The organism is uncultured Microbacterium sp. (assembly GCF_945952435.1).
In the GTDB taxonomy this organism is placed as follows: domain Bacteria; phylum Actinomycetota; class Actinomycetes; order Actinomycetales; family Microbacteriaceae; genus Microbacterium.
Map to the genome: position 1 here is coordinate 37,410 of NZ_CAMFHZ010000001.1, position 13,085 is coordinate 50,494.

Genomic DNA, 13,085 nt, shown 5'->3' on the forward strand with positions numbered 1-13,085 from the left:
TCGTCTCGGGCGGCTTCGCCGTCCTCGCTCGACGACCGGGGAGGAACCCCGGGTTGCGTTTTTCTATGCTTGTAGAATATAACGGAGGAGCCCCGTCAGAGAGGACGTCCGATGACCGTCTCCCCCCGCCGCATCCTCGTCACCGGAGGAGCCTCCGGCCTCGGTCGCGGCATCGCCGCCGCCTTCCGCGAGGCCGGAGACGAGGTGATCATCGGCGACGTGAACGCCGAGGCCGCAGCCGCCGTGGCCGCAGAGCTCGGCGCCACCGCCATCGCCCTCGACATCTCGGATCCGGCGTCCGTCGCCGCCGCAGGCGCCGCGCTCGGCGGCATCGACGTGCTCGTCAACAACGCCGGCGTCGTGCTCGGCGGCGGCACTCAGCAGGAGGTGCCCCTCGAGGTCTTCGACGCCGCCGTCGCCGTGAACATCCGCGGCACGTTCCTCATGCTCCGCGAATTCGCGGGGCGCCTGCCCGACGGCGGCGCGATCGTGAACACCTCGTCGATCGGGGCACGCCAGCCCACGCCGGGCATGGGCCACTACGAGATGACCAAGGCCGCCGTCGACGCGATGACCCGCACCGCCGCGATCGAGCTGGCCGGACGCCGGATCCGCGTCAACGCCGTGGCGCCCGGCCCGATCCTCACCCCGCTCACCGCCGGCTTCGCGACCGATCCGCAGGCGCGCGCCGCCTGGGAGGCGCGGATCCCCCTCGGCACGATCGCCGAGGTCGCGCAGGTCGCCCCGCTCGTCGTCTTCCTGGCCTCGCCCGCCGCGAGCCACATCACCGGCGTCTCCGTCCCCGTCGACGGCGGCCAGCTCCTCGTCTGACGCTCCGCGTCGATCTCCCCGATCCGGAAAGGATCCGCATGACCCTCCCCACCACCACCCGCGCGGCCGTGCTCACCGAGCACGGACAGCCCCTCACCCTGCAGCAGCTGCTCCTGCCCTCGGAGATCGCTCCGGGAGCCGCGCTCGTCCGCATCGCCTGCGCGACCCTGTGCGGCACGGACATCGAGATCTGGGAGGGCAGGATGACCTTCCCCGGCATGCTGCCGATGGTGCTCGGCCATGAGATGGTCGGCGAGATCGTCGCCCTCGGCGCGGGCACCGTCGACGCGCTCGGCCGGCCGCTTCACGTCGGCGACCGTATCGGGTGGTCCGAGTCGACCTGCGGTGAGTGCGACGGCTGCGTCGTGCTGCGCGAGCCGGTGCACTGCTCCCGCCGCGGTTACGGCTTCCTGCAGCGCTCCGACGTGCCGCCGTTCGCCACCGCGGGCCTGTCCGAGTACGCCTACGTCACCCCGGGCGCGGCGAAGCTTCTTCTCCCCGACGAGGTCAAGGACACCTGGGCCTCGATGGCCGGGTGCGCGGCGAAGACCGTGCTGCGCGCATTCGAGCGCGGCGGGCGGATCCGCCCCGGATCCACGGTCGTCGTGCAGGGCGCCGGCGCCCTCGGCATCTTCGCGACCGCCGTGGCGAAGATCGCCGGTGCCGGGCGCGTGATCACGGTCGGCGCCCCGGCGGCCCGGCTCGAGCTCGCGACACGGTTCGGCGCGGACGCGGTCGTCGACTTCCGCGAGGGCCCCGTCGTCGCCCAGGTGAAGGAGCTCACGGACGGCCGCGGCGCCGACCACGTGTTCGACTTCGCCGGCGCGCCGAGCGTGGGGCCGGACGCCGTCGGCATGGCCGCCCCGCGCGGCACCGTCGTGATCGTCGGATCCACGGGCCCCGCCGGAGACGTCTTCCCGCTCAGCACGGTCATGGGCAAGGAGCTCACGATCGTCGGCTCGCTCAACGGCGACATCGCCGACTACGCCCGCTCGATCGAGTTCTTCCAGGCCTTCGCCGACCGGTTCCCCTGGGACGAGCTCTTCAGCACACCCGTCGGGCTCGCGCAGGCCTCCGAGAAGATCGCGCACATGCACCGCCTCGACGAGGTCAAGGCCGTCATCGACCCCCGCCTGTGAAGGAGACCGCGACCATGACCGACACCCCCACCGCCGTGCTGCCGCAGCGCGAGATCGGCACGAGCGGGATCCGCGCCTCCCTCTTCTCGCTCGGTTCCTGGCACACATACGACCGCATGGACTTCGGCGACGCCACGGCCATGCTCCGCGAGGCCGTCGACCGCGGCGTGAACCTCTTCGACGTCGGCGTCTACACCGGGCCTGGTATGCCGCCCGCGTTCACCGACGTCATCTTCAGCGCCATGGTGCGCGCGGCCGGTCTGCGCCGCGACGAATGGCTGCTGTCGTCGAAGCTGTGGCTCGAGGCTTTCGGCGCGGACGGCTTCCGCCCGCAGCTCGAGAACGCGCTGTTCCGCGTCGGCGCCGAGCACGCGGACCTGGTGATCCTCGGGGATCTCCGCCGCGACGATCTCGACCTGCGGGATCTCGTGCTCGATCTCGCCGCCCTGAGGGATGCCGGCCTGATCCGCGCGTGGGGGGTGAACAACTGGTCGGCAGGATCCATCCAGTCGCTCATCGACCTCGCCGCGGACGAGGGCGTGCCCGGTCCGCAGATCGCGCAGCTCAAGTACAGCGTGTCCCGGCGATCCATCCCGGACGGCGAGCCGTTCGCCCGCCTGTGGGAGCAGGGGCTCACGCTACAGGCCTCGGACTGCCTCGAGGGCGGGGTACTGGCGGGCAAGGGGAACGGCGACCGGCAGATCGGACGCGATCCCGGTGACATCCGGCAGCGGATCGTCGACGACGTTCCGGCGTTCGCGGCGCTCGCCGCCTCGGAGGGCGTCACCCCCGCACAGCTCGGCCTCGCCTTCACGCTCACGCACCCGGCCCTGACGACCACGCTGTTCGGCGCGTCGAGCCTCGCCCAGCTGCGCGCGAATCTCGACGCCGCCGCGCTCGTCGACCGACTGGGCGCGGCACGGCTGCGCGCGCTCGTCGCCCCGTTCTGGGCCGATCGCGACGCGGTCGATCCGGAAGGCCCCTGACCGCTTCACCCCTCGGGGTCGTTGAGCGAGGACGCCGCAGGCGACCGAGACGAAACGCGGCCCCCTCGCAGGATCACTGCGTTTCGTCTCGCGCCGACTCCGCCGGTGCTCGCTCAACGATCCCCTCGAGAAGATCTCCCACGAAAGGCAGCACCGCATGACCATCACCGCCGCCGGACACCCGACCGTCGCCCCCAACCCGTTCGACCCGGAGGTCCAGCGGGTGCTCGACGCGCTCGCCGCGGATCCTCAGCCGCCGCTCACCCGAGACACGCTGCCGCGCGAGGGCGTCGACACGCTCTTCCCGTCGGCCGACGCGGTGATCGCCGGGCGCCCGATCGACGCCGAGGATCGCCTCATCCCCGGTCCCGAGGGAGCTCCGGAGATCGAGGTCACGGTCTTCCGGCCGCGCGGCGCCGAGAGCACAGTGCTCCCCGCCTTCCTGAACATCCACGGCGGCGGGCAGATCGTCGGGCATCGCAGCTGGGAGACCGGCCGCGTCGTCGACATCGTGGCCGAGCACGGAGTGGTCGCCGTCAACGTCGAGTACCGTCTGGCGCCCGAGTACCCCTCCCCCGCCGGTCTCGAGGACTGCTACGCGGCGCTCGTCTGGCTGCACGCGCACGCGGCGGCGCTCGGGGTGGATCCGGAGCGCATCGTCGTCGGCGGAGGAAGCGCGGGAGGCGGCCTGAGCGCCGGCGTCGCACTGCTCGCGCGGGACCGGAAGGGGCCGCCGATCGCCGGGCAGCTTCTGCTGTGCCCGATGATCGACAACACGAACACGACGGTGTCGAGCCGCCAGTTCGACGGCATCGGCACCTGGCAGCGGGAGGCCAATCTGCTCGCGTGGTCCTGCCTGCTCGGGGAGGAGCTCGCCTTCAGCAGCGCCGCGTCCGGGTACGCCGCTCCCGCCCACGCCGCCGATCTGTCCGGCCTGCCGCCGGCGTACATCGAGGTGGGCGAGGCGGAGATGTTCCGCGACGAGGACACGCAGTACGCCCTGCGGATCTGGGCCACAGGAGGCCAGGCCGAGCTGCACGTCTGGGCGGGCGGCGCCCACGGCTTCGACATGTACATGCCCGAAGCGGAGATCACCCGCGCCGCGCTCGCCGCCCGCGCGTCATGGCTGCGGCGGATCTGGAGCCGGCGATGACCGCCCCGGCGGCGCCTGCCGTGCGGCCCGTGCCCTACGACCCCGAGCTGGTGGACGGCCTCGCCGCGTTCCTCGACCTCGTGGAGATCGTCCCGCTGCGCGCCGACACGATCCTGCGCAACCGTGCCCACTTCGCGACGATCATCCCGCCGATCGCGGCGCAGGCCGAGGGACGGGCCGTGACCTTCGAGGACCGGACCATCCCCGGACCCGACGGTGCGCCCGCCGTGGACATCACGATCGTGCGCCCCGCCGCGCCGCGTGCCGAGCCGGCCCCGGCCGTGCTGTCGATCCACGGCGGCGGGATGGTGCTGGGCACCCGCTTCTTCGGAACCGGCGAGCTGATCGACCTCGCCGAACGCCACGGCATCGTCGGCATCGCCGTGGAGTACCGGCTGGCGCCCGAGCACCCCGGGCCGGCGCAGGCGGAGGACTGCTACGCCGCCCTCGTCTGGATGGCCGGCCACGCGGAGGAACTGGGAATCGATCCGGATCGGATCGTCGCCTCCGGTCAGAGCGCGGGCGGAGGGCTGTCGGCCGCCGTCGCGCTGATGACGCGGGATCGCGGCGGGCCGCGTCTGGCAGGGCAGCTCCTCGGCTGCCCGATGCTGGACGACCGCAACGAGACCGTGTCGTCGCGCCAGTACGACGGCATCGGCGCCTGGGACCGCCACAACAACGACACGGCCTGGACCGCGATCGCCGGGCACGACCGTTTCACGGATCGGGTGTCGCCGTACACCGCTCCGGCGAGGGCGGACGATCTCTCCGGTCTCGCGCCGGCCTTCATCGAGGTCGGCGCCGCCGAGACGTTCCGGGACGAGGCCGTCGACTACGCGCGGCGGATCCAGGCGACGGGAGGTCAGGCCGAGCTGCACGTGTGGGCCGGCGGCTACCACGGGTTCGCCGGCTTCTCGCCGGAGGCCGTGGTGTCCGTCGCCGCGGAGGCCGCCAAGGACAGCTGGCTGCGACGCGTGCTGCGACTCGACGGATGAGCGCGGCCGTCGCGCCTCCGGTCGCGCGGATGACGACGCTGCGCGCGATGCTCGTGCTCGGGATGCTCGAGGCGTTCGGACCGCTCTCGATGGACCTCTCCCTCCCCCAGCTGCCGCAGCTCGCCGCCTCCCTCGGCACGAGCGACGCGCTGGCCTCCGCGACGATGTCGGCGTGCATGATCGGCCTGGGGCTCGGTCAGCTCGTCGCGGGTCCGCTCAGCGACCGCTTCGGCCGCCGCCGCCCGCTCGTCGTCGGCGTCTCCGCGTTCGCGGCGCTCTCGCTCGCCTGTGCGCTCGCGCCGGGGATCGAGGTGCTGCTCCTCGCGCGCTTTCTCCAGGGCCTCGCCGGATCCGCGGGCATCGTGATCTGTCTCGCCGTGGCGCGGGACCAGTTCGAGGGCGCGGAGCTGAGCCGCATGCTCTCGCTGCTGTTCCTCGTGTCCGGATCCGCCCCCGTCATCGCGCCGGTCGTGGGCGGCCAGCTCGCCCGCGTCATGGACTGGCGGGGGACGTTCGGGGTGCTCGCGGGCATCGGCGCGGCCCTGCTGCTGGTGGTCCTCTTCGCGCTGCCCGAGACTCTGGACCGCGAGGACCGTCACGCCGGCGGACTGCGGACGCTGCGCGCCCACACCGGCGCGGTGCTGCGCGATCGGCTCTTCGTCGCCGTGCTCTGCGCCGGGGCCGGCGGCGGAGTGGCGTTCTTCACCTACCTGTCGCTCACCTCGTTCGTGCTGCAGGACGAGTTCGGACTCGATCCGCAGGGCTTCAGTCTCGCCTTCGCGCTCGGCGCACTCGCGAACATCGTCGGCGGCCAGGCGAGCCGTCTCGTCGTGCGCCGAGCGGGACCGCTGCGGGTCTACCTGCTCGGGGTGACGGCGACGGCGCTCGCGACCGGCGCGCTCGCGCTGCTGGCGCTGCGCGGCGTCGGCGTGTGGGGCGTGGTCGCGGCGCTCGTGGGGTTCATGCTCTGCGCGGGGATCGGCGGACCGAACTCCTCGACGCTCGCGCTCGCCCATCACGGCGCGAGGGCGGGCACCGCGTCGGCGCTGCTGGGAATGTCGACGTTCCTCGTCGGACCGCTGCTGTCACCGCTCGCCGTGGGGATCGGCGGCGCCAACGCGATCACGATGGGCGTGACGATGGCCGGCGCCGCGCTCGTGGCGGCGCTCATGGCCTGGTTCGCCGTCCGCCCGGCCGCTCGCTGAGCCCCCGCGCCCCGCGCTCGCGCCCTGCCCCCGCCCCCACGACCCGTCCCGCCGCTCCTCCCCGCTCCCGTCGCGAAACCCGCCGCTCCTCCCCGCTCCCGTCGCGAAAGAAGCCGCTTTCCCCGTCCCAGAGCGGCAGAATTCGCGACCGGAACGGAGGAGGCTCGATCCGACGACGCGTCAGCGCAGGGCGACGATCGCGTCCCGCAGCACGCCGTCGGACGCCGCCAGGGCGGTCGCCGCGACCTCGGCCGAGGCCCCGGTGAACAGGATCAGCAGGGCGAGCTTCACGGATCCGCCCGCCTCGGCGAGCGCACGGACCGCGTCGGCGAGCGACGCCCCGGTGAGCTGGACGAGCGTGCGCACGGACCGCGCACGCAGCTTCTCGTTCGTCGCCCGCAGGTCGACCATGACGCCGCGGTAGGTCTTGCCGAGGCGGATCATCGACAGTGTCGAGAGCATGTTCACGACGAGCTTCTGCGCGGTGCCGGCCTTCAGCCGCGTGGATCCGGTCACGAACTCGGGCCCGACGACGACCTCGATCGCGATGTCCGCCGCCGCCCCGATCGCCGAGCCGGCGTTGTTCGCGAGGGCGACGGTGAGCGCCCCTGCTCGCTTCGCCGCCGTGAGCCCGCCGATCACGTAGGGCGTGCGGCCGGAGGCCGAGATGCCGACCACGGTGTCGTCGGGCCCGATGCCGAGGTCGTCGAGCGCGCGCGCCGCCGCGTCTGCGTCGTCCTCCGCGTCCTCGACGGCGGAGCGGATCGCGCCCTCGCCGCCCGCGATCAGCCCCACCACCATGCGCGGGTCGGTGCCGAACGTCGGCGGGCACTCCGAGGCGTCGAGCACGCCGACGCGGCCGGCGGTCCCCGCACCGAGGTACACGAGGCGTCCCCCGCGTCGGAAGCGTTCGGTGATCCCGTCGACGGCCTCGGCGATCGCGACCGCCTGCGCGGCGACGGCGGCGGGTACGCGTCGGTCCTCCGCGTTCATGGCCTCGACGAGCGCGCGGGTGGGGAGGAGATCGAGGTCGCCGCGGTCGGCGTCGAGCTGCTCGGTGGAGAGCGTGCCGAGCTCGGCGATCAGCGCCGCGAGTCGGGAGGCCTCATCGGAGGAGGGATCAAAGGGCACGGTGCACGAACCTTTCGTGGAGGGGGGCGCGTTGCTCGGCGATCATGGCCGCGCCGTCGAGAGCGTCGCCCCGTGCGTCGCGGACGTGCTGCCCCCGAGCGGCGAGCGCCGCGACGATCCGGGCGCGGAATCCGGCATGGGCGGTGAGCCCGCCGTGCAGCACCACGCCCGCTCCCTCACGCGCGGACGCGGCGCGGGCGGTCTCCGCGAGGAGCCGAGCCGCCTCGTCGCGGATCGCGACGGCGGCCGGATCCCCGGCGTCCGCGGCGTCCAGCACCGCGGGCGCGAAACGCGCGATCTGACGGGCCGGGGCGTCGGACCCGCCGACCCAGGTGATCGGGGTCGGATCCGCGACGCGCGCGGCATCGCCCTGCGCCTCGGCCGCCGTGAGGTGCCCGAAGGCGTCGGTGAGCGTCGTCCTGCCCGCGAGGCCGTCGCGGGCGCGGAGCACGGCCCGCAGACCCTCGCGGCCGATCCAGGATCCGCTGCCGAGGTCGCCCAGTTCCGGACCCCAGCCGTCGACGAGGCGGTAACCCTCGGCGTCGACGCCGAGGGCGACGGCCCCGGTTCCGGCGATCAGGAGCACCCCGGCCTCGCCCTGGAGCGCGCCCGCGTGGGCCGTCACGACGTCCGAGGCGACGGCCGCGGGCGCGCCGACGATCCGCGCCAGCTCCTCGGCGAGAACAGCGGATTCCACGGGGGCGAACATCGCGCCCGCCGCGCCGACGCCGATCCGCGCGGGTGCCGTGGCGTCCAGGTCGGCGAGGAGCGGTCGGATCGCCGCGAGCGCGAGGGACACTCCGTCGCGTCCGGCCAGTCCCGGCGCTCCCGGGCCCTCGCGGCGGACGTTTCGACCCGGGACGGACGCTCGCACGCGGCACAGGGACTTGCCGAGATCGACGGAGACCGTCCCCGATGAAGTCATGAAAGCAATTTACACGTTTTCCGGCGCTCGATGGGAACTTTTAACCCACCCCCGCGCCGAGCAGCATCATCGCCCCCATCGCGGCGAGCGACACCGCCATCGAGGCACCCTCCGCACGACGAAGGCTCCGCCCCTGCGCGGCGGATGCACGGTGCCGTGCGCGATCGACGGCCATCGCGACGAGCGCGACGCCGACCATGCCGAGGGCGAGCGCGGCGAACGGCACGAGCGCGCCGTGTCCGACGTGCGCGGATCCCCCGCCGACCCCCGCCGCGCCGACCACGGACGCGTCGACCACGGACGCGCTGACCCCGGACGCGTCGGCCCGGGCGAGCGCGGATCCGCCGGAGAGCGCGGCCAGGGCGCATGCCGCCATCGCGACGCAGCCGAGGGCGCGGTGGAAGCACGCCCTCGCGTGCACACTCCCCCGCGTGCCGGCCACGCCGAGCATCGCGGATCCGAGCCCCGAGGCCGCGACCAGCAGCGTGACCCGCGCGTCGCCCTCACCCGCGCAGAGGGCGATCATGCCGAGCGCCATGACGCACGCGCTCTGGCACCCTTGCCACGGCACCGCGCGGCCATGCGTGCGCAGCGCTGCGCCGAGGCAGCACAGCAGCGCCGTGATCGCGGATCCGATCATCAGCACCATCGCCGTCGCGTGCAGCATCGCCACGAGCCCAGTTTTATTGATCACTCGCTCAAAAACAAGAGCGGCGCCCGTCCCGACCCGCGAGATGCGCCAGGATGGACGCATGCCCCGGGTCGTCGATCACGATGAGCGCCGTCGCGACATCGCCGACGCGCTGCTCGTCGTCGCCGCCAGGGACGGCCACGACGGCGTGAGCTCGCGCGCCGTCGCCCGAGAGCTCGGCGTCGCGGTCGGCTCGCTCTGGCACTACTTCGACGGGTTCGACGACGTGATCCGCGCCGCGGCGACCGAGGTCACCCGGCGCACCGAGGAGCGGATCCGTCGGGCGACCCGAGGACTGCACGGCCTCGCCCGGATCGAGGCGATCATGCGCGAGGTCCTCCCGATCGACGCGACCACCCGGACCGAGGCCCATGTGGTGGTCGGCTTCTGGGGCCGCCTCGCCTCCCTCGCCCCCGCCGAGGACTCCGCGATCCCCACCCTGCCGCTCTGGCGGAGCGAGACCTCGGAAGCGCTCGACGAAGCGGTCGCCGGCGGCGAGCTGCGCCCGGACACGCCGCGCGAGGACGTCCTGGCCCTGCTGCGCGCGATCACCTACGGCCAGCAGGTGGTCGAGGTCGCCGAGCCGGCCGGAGCCGCGTCGCACCTCCGCGTGCTCGCCGCGATCCTGGACCCCTGGCGCCCGTAGCGGCATCGCCCGCCCGGACGATCCGCACGCGCTCGGACGATCCGCACCGGAATCGCCCGAATCCGTGTGCCGTTCGTGCGCCCTGTGCACATCGTCGCGCCCCGGGCGGATCGTCCCGACCGTTCACCCGTTGCGCGAGCCGGTCCCGAGGCATACCATCGACGCAACCCGTTTCTTGAGCATATGCTCAACTAAACCGTAGAGGTCGACGATGTCCCCCCACGCCCCGCAGCCGATCACGATCGAGACCGCCCCCGCGCCGCACCCGCTGGATCCGCTCACCGGACCAGAGATCGCCGCCGCCCGCGCCATCCTGGAGTGCGCGGGGCTGCTCGGCGAGACGGTGCGCGTGCCGTCGCTGCTGCCCGACGAGCCCACCCGGCAGGAGCTCGCCGCCTGGCGTCCCGGCGCACCGATCGACCGCCGCGTCGATGCGACCCTCCTCGACACGGCGACGGGCGTCGCCACCGACGTCGTGGTCTCGATCACCCGCGGCGAGGTCGTCCGCTCCGAGCGGGTGCCCAACGACGCGCCGCCGTACGGCCAGCCGCAGTACCTCTTCGAGGAGTACGAGCGCGCCGAGACGATCGCCAAGGCCTCGCCGCAGTGGCGTACCGCGATGGAGCGCCGAGGCCTTGCCGCGCACATCGACCGGGCGTTCTGCTCGCCCCTCGCCCCGGGCTACACCGGCCGCGCCGACGAGGTCGGGCGCCGCGTGATCCGCTCGCTCACGTTCCTGCGCTACGACGAGCTCGACTCCCCATGGGCGCATCCCGTCGAGGGCCTCGTCGTGCACATCGACCTCACCACGAACAGCGTGATCCGCGTCGAGGACGTCGGCGACGTGCCGGTGCCCGCCGGACACGGCAACTACTACCCCGAGGTGCAGGGCGAGGCACGCACGACGCTCAAGCCGATCGAGATCGTCCAGCCAGAGGGACCGAGCTTCCACGTCACCGGCTCGCTCGTCGAGTGGGAGAACTGGTCGATGCGGGTGTCCTTCAACGCCCGCGAGGGGCTCGTCCTGCACAACGTGCGCTTCGACGGGCGTCCCGTGCTGAACCGCGCGAGCGTGCCAGAGATGGTCGTGCCCTACGGCGACACCGCCCCGGGCCGCTTCTGGATCAGCTACTTCGACGCGGGAGAGTACCTGCTCGGCAAGAACGCCAACCACCTCGCGCTCGGCTGCGACTGCCTGGGCGTGATCCGCTACCTCGACGGCTACGTCGCCGACGACCGGGGCAACCCCGTGCGCATCCCGAACGTGATCTGCATGCACGAGGAGGACACCGGGATCCTCTGGAAGCACACGAACCTCGAGGGCCGGTCCGACGTGCGCCGCGCCCGCCGCTTCGTCGTCTCGTACTTCTCGACGATCGGCAACTACGACTACGGGTTCTATTGGAACTTCGGCCTGGACGGCACGATCGAGGTCGTCGCGAAGGCGACGGGGATCGTGTTCGTCGGCGCGGGCGAGCCGGGGATCCCCCAGCGTCACGCGACCGAGCTCGCCCCCGGCGTCTTCGCCCCCGTCCACCAGCACCTCTTCTGCGCCCGGCTCGACGTCGCCGTGGACGGATCGGACAACCGGCTCGTCGAGGTGGACGCCGAACGCGTGCCGATGGGCCCGGAGAACCCCTTCGGCAACGCGTTCACCTGGTCCGAGACGGTCCTCGGGAGCGAGGCGGAGGCGCAGCGCGAGGCCGACACGTCGGTGGCGCGGGTATGGGAGGTGCAGAGCGCCTCGCGGACGAACGCGGTCGGGCGCGCCACCGCGTACCAGCTCGTCCCCCGGCCGACCGCCCTCCTCCTCGCGGATCCGGCCTCCTCGGTCGCCGCCCGCGCGGCGTTCGCGACCAAGCACCTCTGGGGCACCGCGTTCCGCGAGGGCGAGCTGTGGCCCGCCGGCCGCTACCCCAACGCGCACCAGGGCGGATCAGGGCTGCCCGAGTACGCCGCGACGGATGCACCGCTGGACGGTCCGGACGGCGCCGACCTCGTGCTGTGGCACACGTTCGGTCTCACGCACTTCCCGCGCCCGGAGGACTGGCCGATCATGCCCGTCGACATGGCGGGGTTCGCGTTCCGCCCGTACGGGTTCCTGGATCAGAACCCGGGCATGGACGTGCCGGAGTCCTCGCAGGCCCACGCCGTCGGCGACGGCGCGACCGGATCCTCCTGCTGCGGGGGCGGGGAGGGCTGCACCTGCGGCCACTGAGCGCAGACCCGCGCCCGGCCTGAACGCGCCCTCCCTCCGGAGGGCGCGTTCAGGCCACGCGGGCGACGAAGTCCGCCTCGGCGGCGAAGGCATCGGCGACCGCGAGGATCGTGCCGCGCAGGGCGGCCGCCGCACGGGTCGGCGCCATGTCGGCCCGGTGCGCGAGCGAGATCGTCCGACTGAGCCGCTCCGCGAGCGGCACGGCACGCAGCCCCGGCCGGCCGAGGGCGACCATCGCCGGGACGATCGCCACCCCGACCCCGCGCTCCACGAAGCGCAGCACGGTGTCCATCTCGGGGCCCTCCACGACGACCTCCGGCACGAGGCCGGCCGCGGCGAACGCGGCATCCGTCGCGCCGCGCAGCACGTAACTGCGGGGAAAGGCGATGAGCGGCAGCTCCGCGACCGCGTGCAGCGAGATCGCAGCGCCCGCGCAGATCTCGGGGCCGTCCGCCGCGGAGACCACCACGAGGTCCTCCGCGAGCAGCGGCGTGCGGGTCAGACTCACCGCTGCTTCCGCCCCGACGTCGGAGGAGGCCAGCAGAGCGAGGTCGAGCGCCCCTTCGGCGAGCGCCGCGACGAGCCGCCGCGAGCCGCGCTCGGTGATCGCCAGCTCCACGCCGGGGTGCGCCGCGCGGAACGTGCCGACCACGTCCGGCACGATGCTCGCGCACAGCGAGGGCGGGGCGCCCAGGCGGACCCGTCCTCGGCGCAGTCCCGCGATCTCCGCCATCTCCCGGCGCACGGAGGAGGCGTCGGCGAGCATGCGCCGGGCGTAGGGCAGCAGGACCTCCCCCGCCGCGGTGAGCGAGATGTGCCCGCGGGCGCGATGGAACAGGTCCGATCCGAGCTCGCGCTCGAGGGTCGAGATCTGCCGGCTCAGCGACGGCTGCGCGAGATGCAGCTCCTCGGCGGCGCGCGTGAAGTTGCCGAGGCGGGCGATCTCGACGAATCCGCGGAGCTGCTCGAGGTTCATGCGCATAGCGTAGGCGCATTCACTTCGCCCGGATCATGCAGGAGGGCGATCATGACCGCGCCGGGTCCGGTCGTCGCGGGCCGGCGGCCCGTCCGCCGCGCCGGGCCGCCGGGAGGACGTGGGCCTCGAGCGACGTCCGCGAGCGGCGCCCGACGGAGGCGGACAACGGTTCGGCGACGGATCGGCCCG

The 13,085-nt window shown here is 73.5% G+C and carries 12 protein-coding genes; 8 read left to right on the forward strand and 4 right to left on the reverse strand.

All coding sequences use genetic code 11. From position 1 onward, the window contains the following. Window positions 1-111 precede the first annotated feature (111 nt). From Q0P88_RS00175 to Q0P88_RS00200, 6 genes are all read left to right on the forward strand, one after another. Window positions 112-831, forward strand: a complete 720-nt coding sequence (locus Q0P88_RS00175; RefSeq protein ID WP_295010253.1) for an SDR family NAD(P)-dependent oxidoreductase — start codon at window positions 112-114, stop codon at window positions 829-831. A 38-nt stretch (window positions 832-869) separates the two neighbouring features. Beyond that, window positions 870-1,970: a zinc-binding dehydrogenase gene (locus Q0P88_RS00180; RefSeq protein ID WP_295010255.1), complete on the forward strand. Its 1,101-nt coding sequence runs from the start codon at window positions 870-872 to the stop codon at window positions 1,968-1,970. Between the two features lie 14 nt (window positions 1,971-1,984). Next, window positions 1,985-2,956 carry an aldo/keto reductase gene (locus tag Q0P88_RS00185; protein WP_295010257.1) on the forward strand — a complete coding sequence of 324 codons (972 nt, stop codon included), beginning with the start codon at window positions 1,985-1,987 and terminating at the stop codon, window positions 2,954-2,956. A gap of 157 nt (window positions 2,957-3,113) precedes the next feature. Continuing rightward, complete coding sequence (locus tag Q0P88_RS00190; RefSeq protein WP_295010259.1) at window positions 3,114-4,109, forward strand: alpha/beta hydrolase; 996 nt, start codon at window positions 3,114-3,116, stop codon at window positions 4,107-4,109. Then, window positions 4,106-5,104 carry an alpha/beta hydrolase gene (locus tag Q0P88_RS00195; protein ID WP_295010261.1) on the forward strand — a complete coding sequence of 333 codons (999 nt, stop codon included), beginning with the start codon at window positions 4,106-4,108 and terminating at the stop codon, window positions 5,102-5,104. Before Q0P88_RS00190 ends, Q0P88_RS00195 begins: the two co-directional genes overlap by 4 nt. Then, window positions 5,101-6,309 carry a multidrug effflux MFS transporter gene (locus tag Q0P88_RS00200; RefSeq protein WP_295010263.1) on the forward strand — a complete coding sequence of 403 codons (1,209 nt, stop codon included), beginning with the start codon at window positions 5,101-5,103 and terminating at the stop codon, window positions 6,307-6,309. The genes Q0P88_RS00195 and Q0P88_RS00200 overlap by 4 nt, the downstream gene beginning before the upstream one ends. A gap of 180 nt (window positions 6,310-6,489) precedes the next feature. Here the strand turns inward: Q0P88_RS00200 and murQ are convergent, their stop codons facing one another. Genes murQ through Q0P88_RS00215 form a run of 3 tightly spaced genes read right to left on the reverse strand, consistent with a single transcriptional unit; the run spans window position 6,490 to window position 9,038 of the window. Continuing rightward, window positions 6,490-7,440, reverse strand: coding sequence for an N-acetylmuramic acid 6-phosphate etherase (gene murQ, locus Q0P88_RS00205; RefSeq protein ID WP_295010266.1), 951 nt, complete (start codon window positions 7,438-7,440; stop codon window positions 6,490-6,492). After that, on the reverse strand, window positions 7,430-8,365 hold the full coding sequence (locus Q0P88_RS00210) for an N-acetylglucosamine kinase (RefSeq protein ID WP_295010267.1): 936 nt from the start codon (window positions 8,363-8,365) through the stop codon (window positions 7,430-7,432). Before Q0P88_RS00210 ends, murQ begins: the two co-directional genes overlap by 11 nt. A gap of 40 nt (window positions 8,366-8,405) precedes the next feature. After that, window positions 8,406-9,038, reverse strand: coding sequence for a hypothetical protein (locus tag Q0P88_RS00215; RefSeq protein ID WP_295010268.1), 633 nt, complete (start codon window positions 9,036-9,038; stop codon window positions 8,406-8,408). 79 nt (window positions 9,039-9,117) lie between these two features. Here Q0P88_RS00215 and Q0P88_RS00220 point away from each other — a divergent pair, with 79 nt between their 5' ends. Together Q0P88_RS00220 and Q0P88_RS00225 are read left to right on the forward strand one after the other, a co-directional pair. Further along, window positions 9,118-9,702, forward strand: coding sequence for a TetR/AcrR family transcriptional regulator (locus Q0P88_RS00220; RefSeq protein WP_295010269.1), 585 nt, complete (start codon window positions 9,118-9,120; stop codon window positions 9,700-9,702). A 211-nt stretch (window positions 9,703-9,913) separates the two neighbouring features. After that, entirely contained in the window at window positions 9,914-11,920 is a 2,007-nt protein-coding gene (locus Q0P88_RS00225; RefSeq protein WP_295010270.1) for a primary-amine oxidase, read from the forward strand. Window positions 11,921-11,969: 49 nt separating this feature from the next. On the opposite strand, the gene Q0P88_RS00230 is transcribed toward Q0P88_RS00225, so the two are convergent. Further along, window positions 11,970-12,896 carry a LysR family transcriptional regulator gene (locus Q0P88_RS00230; RefSeq protein ID WP_295010271.1) on the reverse strand — a complete coding sequence of 309 codons (927 nt, stop codon included), beginning with the start codon at window positions 12,894-12,896 and terminating at the stop codon, window positions 11,970-11,972. Window positions 12,897-13,085 lie beyond the last annotated feature (189 nt).

Bases quoted from the DNA above. Each gene is read 5' to 3' on its own strand.
- Q0P88_RS00175 (WP_295010253.1), top strand. From the start codon at position 112: ATGACCGTCTCCCCCCGCCGCATCCTCGTCACCGGAGGAGCCTCCGGC.
- Q0P88_RS00180 (WP_295010255.1), top strand. From the start codon at position 870: ATGACCCTCCCCACCACCACCCGCGCGGCCGTGCTCACCGAGCACGGA.
- Q0P88_RS00185 (WP_295010257.1), top strand. From the start codon at position 1,985: ATGACCGACACCCCCACCGCCGTGCTGCCGCAGCGCGAGATCGGCACG.
- Q0P88_RS00190 (WP_295010259.1), top strand. From the start codon at position 3,114: ATGACCATCACCGCCGCCGGACACCCGACCGTCGCCCCCAACCCGTTC.
- Q0P88_RS00195 (WP_295010261.1), top strand. From the start codon at position 4,106: ATGACCGCCCCGGCGGCGCCTGCCGTGCGGCCCGTGCCCTACGACCCC.
- Q0P88_RS00200 (WP_295010263.1), top strand. From the start codon at position 5,101: ATGAGCGCGGCCGTCGCGCCTCCGGTCGCGCGGATGACGACGCTGCGC.
- Q0P88_RS00210 (WP_295010267.1), bottom strand. From the start codon at position 8,365: ATGACTTCATCGGGGACGGTCTCCGTCGATCTCGGCAAGTCCCTGTGC.
- Q0P88_RS00220 (WP_295010269.1), top strand. From the start codon at position 9,118: ATGCCCCGGGTCGTCGATCACGATGAGCGCCGTCGCGACATCGCCGAC.
- Q0P88_RS00225 (WP_295010270.1), top strand. From the start codon at position 9,914: ATGTCCCCCCACGCCCCGCAGCCGATCACGATCGAGACCGCCCCCGCG.
- Q0P88_RS00230 (WP_295010271.1), bottom strand. From the start codon at position 12,896: ATGAACCTCGAGCAGCTCCGCGGATTCGTCGAGATCGCCCGCCTCGGC.